The organism is Streptomyces sp. SAJ15, assembly GCF_007595705.1.
Taxonomy (GTDB): domain Bacteria; phylum Actinomycetota; class Actinomycetes; order Streptomycetales; family Streptomycetaceae; genus Streptomyces.
In genome coordinates this window covers 896685-911813 of sequence record NZ_NISY01000002.1, presented here as the reverse complement: position 1 = coordinate 911813, position 15129 = coordinate 896685, and the positions used below count along the sequence as shown (strand labels likewise).

Annotated in this window: 16 protein-coding genes and 1 pseudogene; 7 read left to right on the top strand and 10 right to left on the bottom strand. The window is 73.3% G+C overall.

Annotated features, from left to right (window positions below; all coding sequences use genetic code 11):
* Window positions 1-60: 60 nt before the first annotated feature.
* The 5 genes from CD790_RS09420 to CD790_RS09400 all read right to left on the bottom strand — a co-directional run bounded on the left by CD790_RS09420 (window position 61) and on the right by CD790_RS09400 (window position 4971).
* Window positions 61-1506, bottom strand: a complete 1446-nt coding sequence (locus CD790_RS09420) for a DUF6986 family protein (protein ID WP_260867438.1) — start codon at window positions 1504-1506, stop codon at window positions 61-63.
* 205 nt (window positions 1507-1711) lie between these two features.
* A complete protein-coding gene (locus CD790_RS09415; RefSeq protein WP_144382577.1) occupies window positions 1712-2674 on the bottom strand; it encodes an electron transfer flavoprotein subunit alpha/FixB family protein in 963 nt (320 codons plus the stop codon).
* 45 nt (window positions 2675-2719) lie between these two features.
* A complete protein-coding gene (locus CD790_RS09410) occupies window positions 2720-3505 on the bottom strand; it encodes an electron transfer flavoprotein subunit beta/FixA family protein (protein WP_144382576.1) in 786 nt (261 codons plus the stop codon).
* A gap of 188 nt (window positions 3506-3693) precedes the next feature.
* The gene (locus tag CD790_RS09405; protein WP_144382783.1) at window positions 3694-4221 is read right to left on the bottom strand and encodes a flavin reductase family protein; all 528 of its coding nucleotides are present in this window, start codon (window positions 4219-4221) and stop codon (window positions 3694-3696) included.
* A gap of 348 nt (window positions 4222-4569) precedes the next feature.
* A complete protein-coding gene (locus CD790_RS09400) occupies window positions 4570-4971 on the bottom strand; it encodes a TlpA family protein disulfide reductase (protein ID WP_399217191.1) in 402 nt (133 codons plus the stop codon).
* Between the two features lie 224 nt (window positions 4972-5195).
* On the opposite strand from CD790_RS09400, the gene CD790_RS09395 reads away from it, so the two are divergent.
* The gene (locus CD790_RS09395) at window positions 5196-5927 is read left to right on the top strand and encodes a 1-acyl-sn-glycerol-3-phosphate acyltransferase (RefSeq protein ID WP_144382574.1); all 732 of its coding nucleotides are present in this window, start codon (window positions 5196-5198) and stop codon (window positions 5925-5927) included.
* Window positions 5928-6083: 156 nt separating this feature from the next.
* Here CD790_RS09395 and CD790_RS09390 read toward each other — a convergent pair whose 3' ends face one another.
* From CD790_RS09390 to CD790_RS09380, 3 genes are all read right to left on the bottom strand, one after another.
* Window positions 6084-7175 carry a low specificity L-threonine aldolase gene (locus CD790_RS09390; protein WP_144382573.1) on the bottom strand — a complete coding sequence of 364 codons (1092 nt, stop codon included), beginning with the start codon at window positions 7173-7175 and terminating at the stop codon, window positions 6084-6086.
* Window positions 7154-7939: an SDR family NAD(P)-dependent oxidoreductase gene (locus CD790_RS09385; protein WP_144382572.1), complete on the bottom strand. Its 786-nt coding sequence runs from the start codon at window positions 7937-7939 to the stop codon at window positions 7154-7156. The genes CD790_RS09390 and CD790_RS09385 overlap by 22 nt, the downstream gene beginning before the upstream one ends.
* A gap of 92 nt (window positions 7940-8031) precedes the next feature.
* Window positions 8032-9435, bottom strand: a complete 1404-nt coding sequence (locus tag CD790_RS09380; RefSeq protein ID WP_144382571.1) for a DUF6421 family protein — start codon at window positions 9433-9435, stop codon at window positions 8032-8034.
* A gap of 299 nt (window positions 9436-9734) precedes the next feature.
* On the opposite strand from CD790_RS09380, the pseudogene CD790_RS09375 reads away from it, so the two are divergent.
* Window positions 9735-10380 (top strand): annotated as a pseudogene (locus CD790_RS09375) (glycerophosphodiester phosphodiesterase).
* 89 nt (window positions 10381-10469) lie between these two features.
* On the opposite strand, the gene CD790_RS09370 reads toward CD790_RS09375, so the two are convergent.
* A complete protein-coding gene (locus CD790_RS09370; protein ID WP_144382570.1) occupies window positions 10470-11048 on the bottom strand; it encodes a GNAT family N-acetyltransferase in 579 nt (192 codons plus the stop codon).
* Between the two features lie 168 nt (window positions 11049-11216).
* Here CD790_RS09370 and CD790_RS09365 point away from each other — a divergent pair, with 168 nt between their 5' ends.
* From CD790_RS09365 to CD790_RS09355, 4 genes are all read left to right on the top strand, one after another.
* On the top strand, window positions 11217-11609 hold the full coding sequence (locus tag CD790_RS09365; RefSeq protein WP_144382569.1) for a VOC family protein: 393 nt from the start codon (window positions 11217-11219) through the stop codon (window positions 11607-11609).
* Window positions 11610-11696: 87 nt separating this feature from the next.
* Window positions 11697-11951, top strand: a complete 255-nt coding sequence (locus CD790_RS09360; protein ID WP_144382568.1) for a hypothetical protein — start codon at window positions 11697-11699, stop codon at window positions 11949-11951.
* Window positions 11952-12068: 117 nt separating this feature from the next.
* Entirely contained in the window at window positions 12069-12296 is a 228-nt protein-coding gene (locus tag CD790_RS34475) for a hypothetical protein (RefSeq protein WP_186318938.1), read from the top strand.
* The gene (locus tag CD790_RS09355) at window positions 12293-13330 is read left to right on the top strand and encodes a serine hydrolase (protein WP_186318937.1); all 1038 of its coding nucleotides are present in this window, start codon (window positions 12293-12295) and stop codon (window positions 13328-13330) included. Before CD790_RS34475 ends, CD790_RS09355 begins: the two co-directional genes overlap by 4 nt.
* 48 nt (window positions 13331-13378) lie before the next feature.
* Here the strand turns inward: CD790_RS09355 and CD790_RS09350 are convergent, their stop codons facing one another.
* Entirely contained in the window at window positions 13379-13825 is a 447-nt protein-coding gene (locus CD790_RS09350; RefSeq protein WP_144382566.1) for a hypothetical protein, read from the bottom strand.
* Between the two features lie 292 nt (window positions 13826-14117).
* Here CD790_RS09350 and CD790_RS09345 point away from each other — a divergent pair, with 292 nt between their 5' ends.
* Window positions 14118-15062, top strand: a complete 945-nt coding sequence (locus tag CD790_RS09345) for a M56 family metallopeptidase (RefSeq protein WP_144382565.1) — start codon at window positions 14118-14120, stop codon at window positions 15060-15062.
* Window positions 15063-15129: the final 67 nt, after the last annotated feature.

Here is a 15129-nt window from a genome sequence, read left to right as displayed (position 1 = left end):
TTCGGACTTCGGACCTCCGACCTCGGGCCCTCGGACCCCGTACGCGTCGGCCCGTCCGCGTCAGCGCGCTCCGCGTCCCGCCAGCGCGTCCAGGTCCGCCCGCGTCAGCCCCGTCAGCCGCGCCACCTCCGCCACCTCGAGTGCTCCGCAGTCCAGGCCGCGCAGCAGATGGCCGCTGAGCGCCCTCGCGGTGGCGGGTTCGTCCAGGACGGCGCCGCCGGCGGTCTTCGTCACATACGCGGCCAGGCGGGCCGCGGCCTGTTCCAGGCCCTCACGGTAGTAGGCGTAGACGGCGGCGTAGCGGGTGGGCAGATGGCCGGGGTGCATGTCCCAGCCCTGGTAGTACGCACGAGCCAGGGAGCGGCGGACCAGGTCGTGGTGGAGGCGCCAGGCGGCGTGGACCTGGGCGGTGGGGCCGACGGGCAGGACGTTGGTGGAGCCGTCGGAGAGGCGTACCCCGGTGCCGGCGGCCGCCACCTGCATCACGGCCTTGGCGTGGTCGGCCACCGGGTGGTCGAGGGCCTGGTGGGCGGCGCCGACACCGCACGAGGCGCTGTAGTCGAAGGTGCCGTAGTGGAGGGAGGTGGCACGGCCCTCCGCGGCGTCGATCATGCGGGCGACGGTGGCCCGGCCGTCCGGGCCGAGGACGGCCTGGGTGGTCTCGATCTGGATCTCGAAGCCGATCCGGCCCGGCGCCAGACCGCGCGCCTGCTCGAACTCGGCGCACAGCCGGGCCATCGCCGCCACCTGCTCGGCGTAGCCGACCTTGGGGAGGGTCAGGGTCAGCCCCGCGGGCAGCTCGCCCGCGTCCAGCAGGCCGGTCAGGAAGATGTCGAGGGTGCGGATGCCCCGGTCGCGGACGGCGGCCTCCAGGCACTTCATCCGGATGCCGACGTACGGCGGTGCCGTGCCCTCGGCGCAGGCACGCGCGATCAGGCGCGCCGCGCGGGCGGCTGCCGCGTCCTCCTCGGCGTCCGGGCGCGGACCGTAGCCGTCCTCGAAGTCGACGCGCAGGTCCTCCACCGGTTCGCGCTCCAGCTTGGCCAGGATCCGGGGGTGGACCTGCTCGGCGAGGCCGGGCGCGATGCCGAGCACCTCGGCGAGGGCGGCGGGGCCGCGGGCGTGGGTGGCGAGCATCGCCAACGCCTCGTCCCCCCACGCCCGTACGGTGTCGGCCGCGAAGGCGTCGGCGGGGACGTAGACGGTGTGGACCGGCTGGCGGGTGCCGGGGTCACCCGGGTAGCGGCGGGCGAGTTCGGCGTCCACGGCGGCGAGGGAGGCCGCGATCTCCTCGCGCACGGCGCTCGTGAGCGTCGTCGCCGCCGGCCGGTCCGGTGCCTCCGCCCCGTCCCGTGCCGGGGCTCCTTCCGGCTCCGTCACGCCTTCCCGCACCAGGGCCCCTTCCGGCGCCGCCACACCCTCCAGTGCAGCCGCCCCGTCCCGTACCAGGGCCCTTTCCCGCGCCGCTGCCCCGTCCCGTGCCGCCGCCTCATGCTGTTGCCCCATGCCCGGTGTCCTCCACGGAATCGACCAGCGGAATCAACAATCTGTTGAAGGACCGTAGCCATGGGGGAGGCGACCGGTCAACAGCCCGTTCGACCCACGGGCCGAGCGCCCAGGGGCCCCGGAGAACGCCGACGGCCCCCGTGCGCCGTGCGCACGGGGGCCGTCCGGATCGAGCCGTCGAGCCGCGGAACCGGCCCGTCGAGGATCAGCCCTTGCGGGACTTGACCTCTTCGGTCAGCTGCGGGACGACCTCGAAGAGGTCGCCGACCACGCCGTAGTCGACCAGGTCGAAGATCGGGGCCTCGGCGTCCTTGTTGACGGCCACGATGGTCTTCGAGGTCTGCATGCCGGCCCGGTGCTGGATCGCGCCGGAGATGCCCGCCGCGATGTACAGCTGCGGCGAGACCGACTTGCCGGTCTGGCCGACCTGGTTGGAGTGCGGGTACCAGCCGGCGTCGACGGCGGCGCGGGAGGCGCCGACCGCCGCGCCGAGCGAGTCGGCCAGCGACTCGATGACGTGGAAGTTCTCGGCACCGTTGACGCCACGGCCACCGGAGACCACGATCGCGGCCTCGGTCAGCTCCGGGCGGCCGGTCGACTCGCGCGGGGTGCGGGAGACGACCTTGGTGCCGGTGGCCAGCTCACCGAAGGAGACGGCGAGCTGCTCGACGGCGCCCGCCGCCGGGGCGGCCTCCACCGCGGCCGAGTTCGGCTTGACGGTGATGACCGGGGTGCCCTTGGTGACACGGGACTTGGTGGTGTACGCGGCCGCGAAGACGGACTGGGTCGCCACCGGGCCCTCGTCGCCGGCCTCCAGGTCGACGGCGTCGGTGATGATGCCGGAGTCGATCCGGAGCGCCAGGCGGGCCGCGATCTCCTTGCCCTCGGCGGAGGACGGGAAGAGGACGGCGACCGGGTTGACGGCCTCGTAGGCCGCCTGCAGCGCGTCCACCTTCGGTACGACGAGGTAGTCGGCGAACTCGGGGGCGTCGGCGGTGAGCACCTTCACCGCGCCGTGCTCCGCGAGCACCGGGGCGGCGACGTCCGCGCCGGCGCCGAGGTGGACCGCGACCGGCTCGCCGACACGGCGGGCCAGGGTCAGCAGTTCGAGGGTGGGCTTGCGGACGGCGCCGTCGACGTGGTCGACGTAGACAAGGACTTCAGCCATGGTTCTGCTCTCCTGCGAGTACGAGGGATCTGGGGGCGGTCGGGATCAGATGAACTTCTGGCCCGCGAGGAACTCGGCCAGCTGCTTGCCGCCCTCGCCCTCGTCCTTGACGATCGTGCCCTGCGTACGGGCCGGGCGCTCCGAGGCGCCGTCGACCTTCGTCCAGGCGCCCTCGAGGCCGACCTCGTCCGCCTCGATCTCCAGGTCCTCCAGGTCCCAGGACTCCACCGGCTTCTTCTTGGCGGCCATGATGCCCTTGAAGGACGGGTAGCGGGCCTCGCCCGACTGGTCGGTCACCGAGACCACGGCCGGCAGCGACGCCTGGAGCTGCTCGCTGGCCGCGTCGCCGTCGCGACGGCCGGTCACCACGCCGTCCTCGACCGAGACCTCGGACAGCAGCGTCACCTGCGGCACGCCCAGGCGCTCGGACAGCAGCGCCGGGAGCACGCCCATGGTGCCGTCGGTCGAGGCCATACCGCAGATGACCAGGTCGTAGCCGGCCTTCTCGATCGCCTTGGCGAGGACCAGCGAGGTGCCGAGCGCGTCGGTGCCGTGGAGGTCGTCGTCCTCCACGTGGACGGCCTTGTCGGCGCCCATCGACAGCGCCTTGCGCAGCGCGTCCTTGGCGTCCTCCGGGCCGACGGTCAGCACCGTGATCTCGGCGTCGTCCGCGTCCTCGGAGATCTGCAGCGCCTGCTCGACCGCGTACTCGTCGAGCTCCGAGAGCAGGCCGTCCACGTCGTCACGGTCGACGGTCAGGTCCTCGGCGAAGTGCCGGTCGCCGGTGGCGTCGGGCACGTACTTCACACAGACAACGATCCTCAAGCTCACGCCGGCTCTCCTACTGCATCGTCTCTTGAAGCTGCCTTGTGCTGGCAGCATAGGCGCCTTGCGAGCCGGATCCCTGCCGGGGCGGCCCACTCGCCGAACGAAATATTACTCGCCAGTACATCGAGCGGCCGGGATGGAATCAAGGTCGCCCAGCTGTGACCTTGCCAACGGCCGTGACCGGGGATGTCTCAGTCCCGCAGCGCGTTGAAGCGGCCCTGATGGTAGAGGAGCGGCCGGCCCGGGCGGGAGGGGTCTTCGGCCACCGGATCCCCGGCCACCGGCTCGGCGATCACGACCCGGTGGTCACCGGCCGGTATTCGCGCCACCACCCGGCACACCAGCCACGCCAGCACCCCCTCCAGCAGCGGCACCCCGTGCGGACCGCCGCGCCAGCGCGTCGGCGGCGCGAACCGGTCGGCCCCGCTGCGCGCGAAGGTCGCCGCGAGCTGGGCCTGGTGCTCGGCCAGGATGTGCACCCCGACATGCTCGGCCGTCGAGAGCACCGGCCAACTGGAGGAGCCGGTGCCCACCCCGAACGAGAGCAGCGGCGGCTCGGCGGCCACCGAGGTCAGCGAGGTGGCGGTGAAGCCAACCGGACGCCCGTCGGACGCGGTGATCACGGCCACGCCGGCCGCGTGCTGCCGGAAGACCGAGCGGAGGAGGCCGGGACCGTCGACTGGGGCGACACCGTCGACCGGGCGCGCACCGTCGACCAGGCCCGCACCGTCGACCCGGCCGGCACCGTCGACCAGGCCGACACCGTCGACCCGGCCCGCACCGTCGACAGCGCCGTGGCCATCGACCACACGGGGACCGCCCGCCGGCCGAGGCGCCGGCGGTGTCCCGGGGGGCGTCGGGTGGGGCGTCGAGTCGGGTGCCGCCGTGGGGTGGGGCGTCGCCGTCAGGTCGGGCGTTGCCGTCATGGGGTCGTCCTTCTGCGGTGGGTGCGAGCCGGGAGCCTGGTCATCGCGGGTACTCACGGACTCGGACGACACGCGCTCGCGGTCCGCACCAAAGCCACGCGCACGCGTCCGTAGCACGGCGGGCCGACGTCGGGGGCCATCTCAGACCGCCTCGCCGAGGGCGGCGATCACATCGGCCTTGCGCGGCTGCCCGGCCGCCCGGCGCACGATCCGGCCGGCCGCGTCCAGCACCAGCACCGTCGGGGTGCGCTGGATGTCGAGGCCGCGCACCAGCTCAAGCCGCGCCTCCGCGTCGACCTCGACGTGGGCCACGCCCGGGACCATTCCGGCCACATCCGCCAGCGTGCGTCTGGTCGCCCGGCAGGGCTGGCAGAAGGCGCTGGAGAACTGGACCAGCGTGGCCCGCTCCCCCAGCTCGGCGCCCAGCTCGGCGGCGCCCAGCCACACCTCCCCGTCGTGACCGCGCACCCTGACCCTCCCGCTCCCTCGTGCCGGGTCTCCGTCCCGGCGCACACGTCCCGCTCGGCGTGGACCTCTCATCATCGAGCACGCCGAGGAGCGCAATGATTCCCGCCGCGCGGGCCGAAGACGACCACAACCGCCCGTCTTCCCCCCTGACGTGACGAGAATCTCCCGGCCGGGCCGGTCCCCGCGCTAGGCAGCACGGCCCGACATACGGCACGATCTGCGACAAGCCCAAAACCTACGGCCGCGTAACCACCAGCGGGAGAACCCTCCCAAGGATCAGGAAGGGTCCCCTTCACACCATGGCTGAACTCGTCTATCCGCCGGTGATCGGTGCCTGCCACACCATGTTCAAGGCGCTCGACCTGCGCTTCGACATCAAGGGCACGGAGCACATCCCGGCACAGGGCGGCGCGGTCCTGGTGAGCAACCACATCGGCTATCTGGACTTCATCTTCTGCGGGCTGACCGCGCGCCCCGCCAAGCGGCTGGTCCGCTTCATGGCGAAGGAGTCGGTCTTCCGGCACCGGGTGTCGGGGCCGCTGATGCGCGCCATGAAGCACATACCGGTGGACCGCGCGGCGGGCATGGACGCGTACCGGCACGCGGTCAAGGCGCTGCGCGGCGGCGAGATCGTCGGGGTCTTCCCGGAGGCGACCATCTCGCAGTCCTTCACGCTCAAGCGCTTCAAGTCCGGCGCCGCCCGGATGGCCCAGGAGGCGGGCGTGCCGCTGCTGCCGATGGCGCTGTGGGGCACCCAGCGGCTGTGGACCAAGGGCCACAAGCGGGACCTGGGGCGCAACCACTTCCCCGTGGTGGTGCGCGTCGGCGAGCCGGTGCCGGCCGCGCCGGAGGAGCACCCCGACACCATCACCGACCGGCTGCGAGACCGGGTGCAGGACCTGCTGGAGGCCGCGCAGCGCGCCTATCCGGTGCGCCCCAAGAACGCGGACGACACCTGGTGGGTGCCCGCCCATCTCGGAGGCACCGCCCCGACGCCGGAGCAGGCCGCCGCACGGGACCGACGGGGCTGAGCCGCCCCCGGCGGGGCCGAGCCACCGCCGACACCGGGGAGCCGCCCCGGCACCACGACCACGAACGCGACCACGAACGCCGGGCGGGCTGGAGGTCTCCAGCCCGCCCGGCGTTTCGTTCGGCTCTTCCGACGCGCGGCGAGGCGCGTACGGGCGTCAGCCCCGGCCCATCTCTTCCTTCAGCGCCGTGACGAAGGCGTCCACGTCCGCCTCGGTGGTGTCGAAGGCGCACATCCAGCGCACCAGGCCGGCCGCCTCGTCCCAGAAGTAGAAGCGGTAGCGCTTCTGGAGCCGCTCGGCGACGTCGTGCGGCAGAGTGGCGAAGACGGCGTTGGACTGCACGGCGTGGACGACCTCGACGCCATCGACGTCGCGCACCCCCGCCTCCAGGCGCTTGGCCATCGCGTTGGCGTGACGCGCGTTGCGCAGCCACAGGTCGCCGGCGAGCAGCGCCTCCAACTGCACGGACACGAAGCGCATCTTGGACGCCAGCTGCATGGACAGCTTGCGCAGGTGCTTCATGGCGCGCACCGCGTCGGGGTTGACCACGACCACGGCCTCGCCGAACACCATGCCGTTCTTGGTGCCGCCGTACGAGACCACGTCCACGCCCGCGACGTTGGTGAACGTCCGCATGGGGACGTTCAGCGTCGCGGCCGCGTTGGCTATCCGGGCACCGTCGAGGTGCACCTTCATGCCGAGCTGGTGGGCGTGCTCGCAGATCGCGCGGATCTCGTCGGGCGTGTAGCAGGTGCCCAGCTCGGTGGTCTGCGCGATCGAGACCACCTGCGGCATGGCGCGGTGCTCGTCGTCCCAGCCCCACGCCTCACGGTCGATCAGCTCGGGGGTGAGCTTGCCGTCCTCGGTGGGGATGGTGAGCAGCTTGAGCCCGCCCATCCGCTCCGGGGCGCCGCCCTCGTCCACGTTGATGTGCGCGGTGGAGGCGCAGACGACCGCTCCCCAGCGGTCGGTCAGCGCCTGGAGGGCGACGACGTTGGCGCCGGTCCCGTTGAAGACCGGGAACGCCTCGGCGTGCGGCCCGAAGTGACGCCGCATCACGTACTGGAGGTGCTCGGTGTAGACGTCCTCGCCGTAGGCGATCTGGTGGCCTTCGTTGGCGAGGGCGAGTGCCTCGAGGATCTCCGGGTGGGCGCCGGCGTAGTTGTCACTGGCGAAGCCGCGCAGTGCGGGGTCGTGCCGCCGCCGGGCGTCGGTGTGCGCGGGCTTCACGGCTTGGGGGTCAGCCACAGACGGTTTCCGTTCACTTCCTGTGCGGGCCGGTCCCAGACACCGGCGATGGCCTCGGCCAGCTCCTTGACGTCGGTGAAGCCCGCGAACTTGGCATTCGGACGCTCAGCGCGCATGGCGTCGTTCACCAGCGCCTTCACCACCAGGATGGTAGCCGCGGCGGACGGACCCTCCTCGCCGCCCAGCTTCTTGAAGGAGTCGGCGAGCGCCAGCGTCCACGCCTCGGCGGCGGCCTTGGCGGCGGCGTAGGCGGCGTTCCCGGCGGTGGGCTGGGACGCGCCGGCCGCGCTGATCAGCACATACCGGCCCTTCCCGCTGCGCTGCAGGGCGTCGTGGAAGGCGAGGGAGGTGTGCTGCACGGTGCGGATCAGCAGGTTGTGCAGGTGGTCCCAGTCGGCGAGCGGGGCGTCCGCGAAGGTCTTGCCGCCGCGCCAGCCGCCGACCAGGTGCACCAGGCCGTCGACGCGGCCGAACTCCTTCTCGGTGCGGTCCACCCAGGCGCGGGTCGCGTCCAGGTCGAGCAGGTCGACGGTGTCCCCGGTGACGGTGGCACCACCGTGGGCGTAGCGGGCGGCGTCGACGGCCTCCGCCAGCCGGGCGGCGTCCGCGTCCGCGCCGACGACGGTCGCGCCGGCCTCGGCCAGCCGCAGCAGGGTGGCCTGGCCGGCCGGGCCGGCCGCGCCGGCCACCGCCACGACCGCGCCGTCCAGCGGCCCCTTGCCGCCCGGCTCGTTGGGGGTCGGGCTCGACGTGGGTGTGGTCATCTTCGTCGCCTCCTCGCGCGCCGCCGCGCTCACGTTCTCCGTCGTGTCCTGGGACGCCTGGTCCTCGGACGTGGTCTCTCGGGGCACCGCGGTCACGCGGCCGCGGCCGCGTGGACGTCGCTGTCAGCGGTCATGCCCTTGGTGGAGGCAATCACGTTGCGCAGCTTCTTCGCGAGGGCCTCGTAGAACATGCTGAGGGGAAACTCGTCGGGCAGCACGTCATCCACCAGCTTGCGCGGCGGGAGGGACAGGTCCAGGGCCTCGGGACCCTTGGCCCAGGTGGAGCCGGGGTGCGGGGCGAGGTAGTCGGAGACCAGCTCGTACGCCTTGAACCAGTGCACCAGCTTGGGGCGGTCGATGCCGTCGCGGTAGAGCTTCTCGATCTCGCCGCAGAGCTGGTTGGTGACCTGCGGGGCGCGGTCCCAGTCGATGTGCAGGGTGTTGTCGGTCCAGCGTACGACGTCGTGGCGGTGCAGGTAGGCGAAGAGCAGCTGGCCGCCGAGGCCGTCGTAGTTGCGCACCCGGTCGCCGGTGACCGGGAAGCGGAACATCCGGTCGAAGATCACGGCGTACTGGACGTCACGGGCCTGGGCGAAGCCCTCGGCCTCCAGCTTCACGGCCTCCTTGAAGGCGGTGAGGTCGCAGCGCAGCTCCTCCAGGCCGTACATCCAGAACGGCTGCCGCTGCTTGATCATGAAGGGGTCGAACGGCAGGTCGCCGTGGCTGTGGGTGCGGTCGTGGACCATGTCCCACAGCACGAACGCCTCCTGGCAGCGCTGCTGGTCGTCGAGGAGCGCCTTGATGTCCTCGGGGAGGTCGATGCCGAGGACGTCGACGGCGGCCTCGCTGACCGCGCGGAAGCGCGCGGCCTCGCGGTCGCAGAAGATGCCGCCCCAGGTGAAGCGCTCGGGGGCCTCGCGGACGGCGATGGTCTCCGGGAAGAGGACCGCGGAGTTGGTGTCGTAGCCCGCGGTGAAGTCCTCGAAGGTGATGCCGAGGAAGAGCGGGTTGTCGTAGCGGGTGCGCTCCAGCTCGGAGAGCCACTCCGGCCACACCATGCGCAGCACCACGGCCTCGAAGTTGCGGTCCGGGTTGCCGTTCTGGGTGTACATGGGGAACAGCACCAGGTGCTGGAGCCCGTCGACGCGCGCTTCCGCGGGCTGGAAGGCGAGCAGCGAGTCCAGGAAGTCCGGCACGCCGAAGCCCTGGTCGGCCCACTTGCGCAGGTCGGCGACGAGCGCCTGGTGGTACGCGGCGTTGTGCGGCAGCAGCGGCGCCAGCTCCTCGACCGCGCCGATCATGCGGTCGACGACGGCGCGGACCGCGTCGGACGCCGGGGCGCCGTCGGCCTCCAGGTCGATGGCACCGTCCTCGGACTGCCAGACCCTGAGCTCCTCCACGGCGGCCTTGAGCACGGGCCAGGCAGGGTGCTCCACCACACGTTCGGCAGAGAGAACACCGCCCTCGCTGACCGCGGGCGCAAGAATTTCCGTCATGACACAACCTCCACAGGAGAACCTCGCGTTTAACCACCGTATCTTTGCCAGCTTCACTTCCTCAAGACTCGTTGCGAAAAATTGTCCTGTCAGACCGCATGGTCACCGACATTTTTCCTGTCACGTCTAGTTACGGCACGACTTCGTTCCGTTCGCCGCGCTGTTCACCGCAGAGCGGGGATCGCTCGCTAGGCTGGCCGCCGCCCAGACCAGCGGAGCCGCGATCCGGCCGACGGGGCCGGGCCGCCGACAGAAGCGAGACTGCGTTGACCTTCCTCACCATCGGACACCGTGGAGTGATGGGCGTCGAGCCGGAGAACGCGCTCCTTCGTCCGCGCCGAGCGCGAGGGCCTGGACGTGCTGGAACTCGATCTCCACCTCAGCAAGGACGGCGCGCTCGTGGTGATGCACGACGCCGACGTGCGCCGCACCACCGACGGCTCCGGACGCGTCGGCGACCTCACCCTCGCCGAGCTGCGCGAGCTGGACGCCGGCGGGGGCGAGCGGATCCCGGTCTTCGAGGAGGTCGTGGACGCCGTGGGGGCGCCGATCCAGGCGGAGATCAAGGACCGGGCGGCCGCGCGGGCGCTGGCCGAGGTGCTCCGCCGCCGCGCGTTGCTGGACCGGGTCGACGTGCTCTCCTTCCACGAGGAGGCGCTCGCCGAGATCCGCGAGGCGCTGCCCGGCGCGCGCACCGCGCTGGTCGCCGAGCACTACGGCCTGGAGGTGGTCGACCGCGCGCTGGCCGTCGGCGCGGGGATGCTGGTCCTGGCCCTCCCCCGGATCACCCTGGAGCTGGTCCAGCGGGCACGGACGGCGGGGCTCAGGGTGGTCGGGTGGACCGTGAACACCCCGGAGGAGCTGCGGCTGGCCCGCGCCCTGGGGCTGGACGGCGGGACGATGGACTTCCCGGAGATCGCGCGGGCCGCGCGGTTCACGGCGTAGCGCCGCCGGCGGCTCCCGGCGGCGGGCCGGGGTCGTCCCTCGCCCCGCCGCGCGCGGTCCGGGCTACCCGCTCCGCGCTCGCGGGCGCCCTACGCCACCGCGGGCGGTCCGGGGCGCTCATCGAGCGACTTCGTCAGCAGCTCGAACTGGAGGCCCTCCCGCCGCGGGATGCCGAAGCGCTCGTCGCCGTACGGGAAGGGGCTCATCTCGCCGGTGCGGGCGTACCCGCGCCGTTCGTACCAGGCGATGAGCTCGTCGCGGGCGGAGATCACCGTCATGTGCATCGCGCGCACGCCCCACTCGGCGCGCACCAGCCGCTCCGCCTCGGCGATGATCAGCTTGCCGAGCCCGGCGCCCTGGAGGGCCGGCCGCACCGCGAACATCCCGAAGTACGCGTGCTCACCGCGGTGTTCGAGCTGGCAGCAGGCGACGAGCTCCCCGTCGCGCTCGACGACCAGCATCCGGCTGTCCGGGGCGTTCACCACGGCCGCGACGCCCTCGGGGTCGGTGCGCTGCCCGTCCAGCAGATCCGCCTCGGTGGTCCAGCCCACGCGGCTGGCGTCCCCGCGGTAGGCCGACTCCACCAGCTCGACGAGCGACGGCACGTCGGCCTCGGTGGCGGTGCGGAAGCCGAGGCGATCGGCGGCGGTCCCGGCGGCGGTGTCCATGGCGTCTCGGTGTCCTCTCTGAAGCATCCTGGATCCCCGCGGCCTCCTGGGTCGGTCGCGCGGCGCGGGCGGCGGTGGCGTGCCGCGGCCGGGGCCACCGCGACGGAGACGGACGGAGGCAGCCCGTCGACCCTATCCCGGCCGCTCGCGGGCGTAGGGTCGGTGGTCATGGTGCACGTACTGAGCAGCCGGACACTGCTGCGGCCCACCGACCCGGAGCGGTCCCGGGCCTTCTACGGCGAGGCGCTGGGGCTCGCGGTCTACCGGGAGTTCGGCGAGGGCCCCGAACGCGGCACGGTCTACTTCCTCGGCGGCGGCTTCCTGGAACTCTCCGGCCGCTCCCCCGAACCGCCCGCCCCCGGACTCCAGCTGTGGCTGCAGGTCGCGGACGTGGCCGCGGCGCACGAGGAGTTGACGGCGCGCGGGGTGGTAGTGCTGCGGCCGCCGGTCAGGGAGCCGTGGGGGCTCGTGGAGATGTGGGTCTCCGACCCGGACGGGGTGCGGATCTGCGTGGTGGAGGTGCCCGCCGAGCACCCCCTCCGCTACCGACCGACGATCTAGACGAACCGCCGCCGCCCGAGGACCGAGGCGATCGAGACGCCGCGGCGGAGCGGTGCGCCCGGACCGGCGCCGACGTACCGTCGACATATGGACTTCCGCATCAGCGCGGAGGAACAGAGGACCCTCTTCCTCATCGTCGACCACCTGGACGCCGGCTCCGCGCCCACGGTGGAGGACCTGGAGCGCGCCGCGGGCACCGAGGTCCGCCGCCAGGTGGCCTCGCTGCGCGCCAAGGGCTGGATCCTCGCCAAGCACGTCGACGACCACCTCACCGTGATCGGACTCTCACCGATGGCGCTCACGGCGCTGACGAACCTGCGCTACGGCAGGCACGGCCCGTGAGCCCGCTCGCCCGCCGCTGGTACGGGCCACCGCGACGGGCAGCCGGGCGACACGTCACCGTAGAGCGACCCGTCAATGTGGATTGACAAGCGATCTTCCGTCGACCAGTGTGGCCGCATGTCCGCTGTCGATCTCTCCCCGATCACCCGGAACGCCGACCCACTCGACGGTCTGCGCCAGACGGCCGAGCTGCGCCGCCGCCTGGACGGGCAGGAGGAGGCGCTGGTGCGCCGCGCCCGCGCCGCCGGGGCGACCTGGGCACGGATCGCCGAGGCCCTCGGGGTATCCAGGCAGGCGGCGCACAAGAAGTACGGCGGTGGCCGGTTCGGCCGCGGGGAGGCGTGACGGTGAAGACCTCGGCTCTGGAGGACCTGGTCCGCGCGACGGCGGAGGAGCTGTCCCGTGGGCGGCGCGGCGCCGTCGTCGTCGGCGCCGTCCACGACGAGCGGACCGCGGTGCACGGCGCCGCCCCGGACACCCTGTTCGAGATCGGATCGATCACCAAGAGCTTCACCGCCCTGGCGCTGGCCCGGCTGTCCCTGCGCGGACTGGTACGGCTGGACGAGCCGCTGCGCGAGCTGCTGCCCGACGGCGCCACGGTGCCCGAGCGCGACGGGCGGGCCATCGAGCTGGCCCACCTGGCCTGTCACACCTCCGGGCTGCCCCGGCTCCCGAAGGGGATGTTCCTGCGGGGTCTGTTCAGTTCGGACCCCTACGCCGCCTGCACCCGTGAGGTCGTGCTGAACGGCCTGGGCCGCACCTCGCTGCGATCGGTGCCCGGCGCCGGCTTCCACTACTCCAACCTGGGCGCCGGGCTGCTCGGCCTCGCCCTGGCCCGGCGCGCCGAGACCGACTACGACACGCTGATACGGACCGAGATCTGCCGGCCGCTCGGCATGACGGACACCCAGCGGACCCTGGACCCCGACCGCACCGCACGGCTGACCCCGGGCCACTCCCGGACCGGCCGCCCCCGCTCCCGCTGGAACCTGGCCGCCCTCGCCGGCGCCGGGGGGCTGCACTCGACCGTCCCCGACCTGCTGCGGTTCGCCCGCGCCCAGCTCGGAGAGGCGCCGGCGGAGCTCACCGAGGCCATCGCCGTGACCCGCGCGACCGAGCACCGTGTCAACGCCGCCGCCACCGTCCACGCCGGCTGGCTCTCCGCCCCGCTGCCGCACGGCGGCGCCGGGCAGCGGCTGTTCTTCCACAACGGCGGCACCGGCGGCTACCGCAGCCTGCTGGCCGTCGCGCCCGACCGTCGAGCGGCCGTCGTCATCCTGAGCGCCAACACCGTGTCCGTCGACAACCCCGGCCTGCGGCTGCTCACCCGTATCGGCTGCCCCGACTCGGCCCCGGCCGCCGCCGGCACCGGCGACTGACGACGTGGCGCCCCGCCCGGCCGGCGGCCGGGCGGGGCGCGCCACGGGTCAGGAGCAGAACGACTCCCGCACCGCGGTGACGATGCGGCCGCCCTGTTCCGGGGTGAGCGTGGGCACGTCGCCGCCGCTGAAGCGGGCGGCGGCGCGCGCGTTGACGCCGGCGTCGCCCTCCTCGCTCCACCGCGCGTCGTTGCAGACGTTCCGCGCCCGGGACACGGCCTTGTCCTGCTGCGCGACGAGGGCGGGATGAATCTCGCCGAGCCGCTTCACCAGGTCCGCGGTCTGGCCGGGGTCCGGAGAGGGGACGTCGTCCGGCACCTCCGGCGACTTGGCCGGGGCGGTGTCGGCCTTCCCCGGCGTCGCGCTGGCGCCGGCGTCGGCACCGGACTTCCGCTTGCCGTCCGCGGCCTTGTCGCCGTCGTCGCCGCAGCCGACCACGGAGACGCCGAGGACCAGCACCCCCGCCGCGACCCCGAGCACCGTCTTACGCTGCATGTCGTCCTTCCCTCTGTCCGTGCCGCGATCCGTCCGGGCACGATTCCCCTCTCCTATCACGGGGGTGACCCCCGGTCGGACGGGCGGGTCCCCGCGGCCCGCGCCGGGCCGCGGATCGCCGCCGGGCGGCGGGCGTCGTCCGGGGCGCGCTCGGCGTCCGGCCCCGAGCTCATCCGCCTTTGCGGAAGGGCGAATTGATGTACCCGAGGCGGTTGCCGCGGATCCCGTGGCGTGCGTCACTTCCCTCGCCGACCCGTACCGGGCGGTAGTGCCCCGCTCATAGGCTGACGACATGATGGTCCCGCTCGCGCTGCTGGCCCTCGGCGCCCTGGTCGCGGCAGTGGCGCCGCGCCTGTTGGCCCGCTCCGACTGGCTCGACCGAGAACCCGTGCTGGCCCTGTGGCTGTGGCAGTGCGTCGTGGTGGCCGTGCTGATGTGCTGCGGGCTCGCCATGGCGCTGAGCGCGGCGGCCGCCTCCGAGGCGGTCCGGGGCAACGTCTTCGCACCCGCGCCACAGGGCGTCGTGGAGGCGTACGCGCTGACCGCGTACGGGCCGTGGGCCGCGCCGGTGGCCGTCGTCCTGGCGCTCGGCGCCGTGTGGACCGCCGTGATGCTCACCCGCGAGATCCGGGCGGCGCGCACCCGCCGCCGGCGGCGCCGCGGGGAGCTGCTCGTCCGCTCCCCGCTGCTGCCCGGCGAGGAGCCGGGGCGGCGGTCCGGCGACCGGCTGGTGGTGCTGGAGGGCGACAAGCCGGGCGCCTGGTGGCTGCCGGGCCCCACCCCGCAGCTGGTCGTCACCACCGCCGCGCTGCGCCGGCTCAGGGGCCGGCAGTTGGACGCCGTGCTGGCGCACGAGCAGGGCCACGCGCGGGCCCGTCACGACTGGCTGCTGCACTGCTCGGGGGCGCTGGCCACCGGTTTCCCGCAGGTGCCGGTCTTCGCCGCGTTCCGCGACCAGGTGCACCGGCTGGTGGAGCTGGCCGCCGACGACGCCGCCTCCCGCCGCTTCGGTCGACTGACCACCGCGCTGGCGCTGGTCGAACTCAACGAGGACCGCGGGGTCTTCGGCCCGTGTCCGACCCGACTGGCCCAGGTGCCGCAGCGCGTGGACCGACTGCTCGCCCCCGCCTCCCGGCTCTCCCCGGCCCGCCGCTGGCGGCTCACCGCCGCGGCCGCGCTGGTCCCGGTCGTCCCGGTGCTGGTGGCCTTCGTCCCGGCGCTGCGGGTGCTGGGCTAGCCGCGCCGGTCCCTCTCGGCACGCCTCGTACCCCAGTACGTCGGTACCTCACATCTGGTTCCTGGTC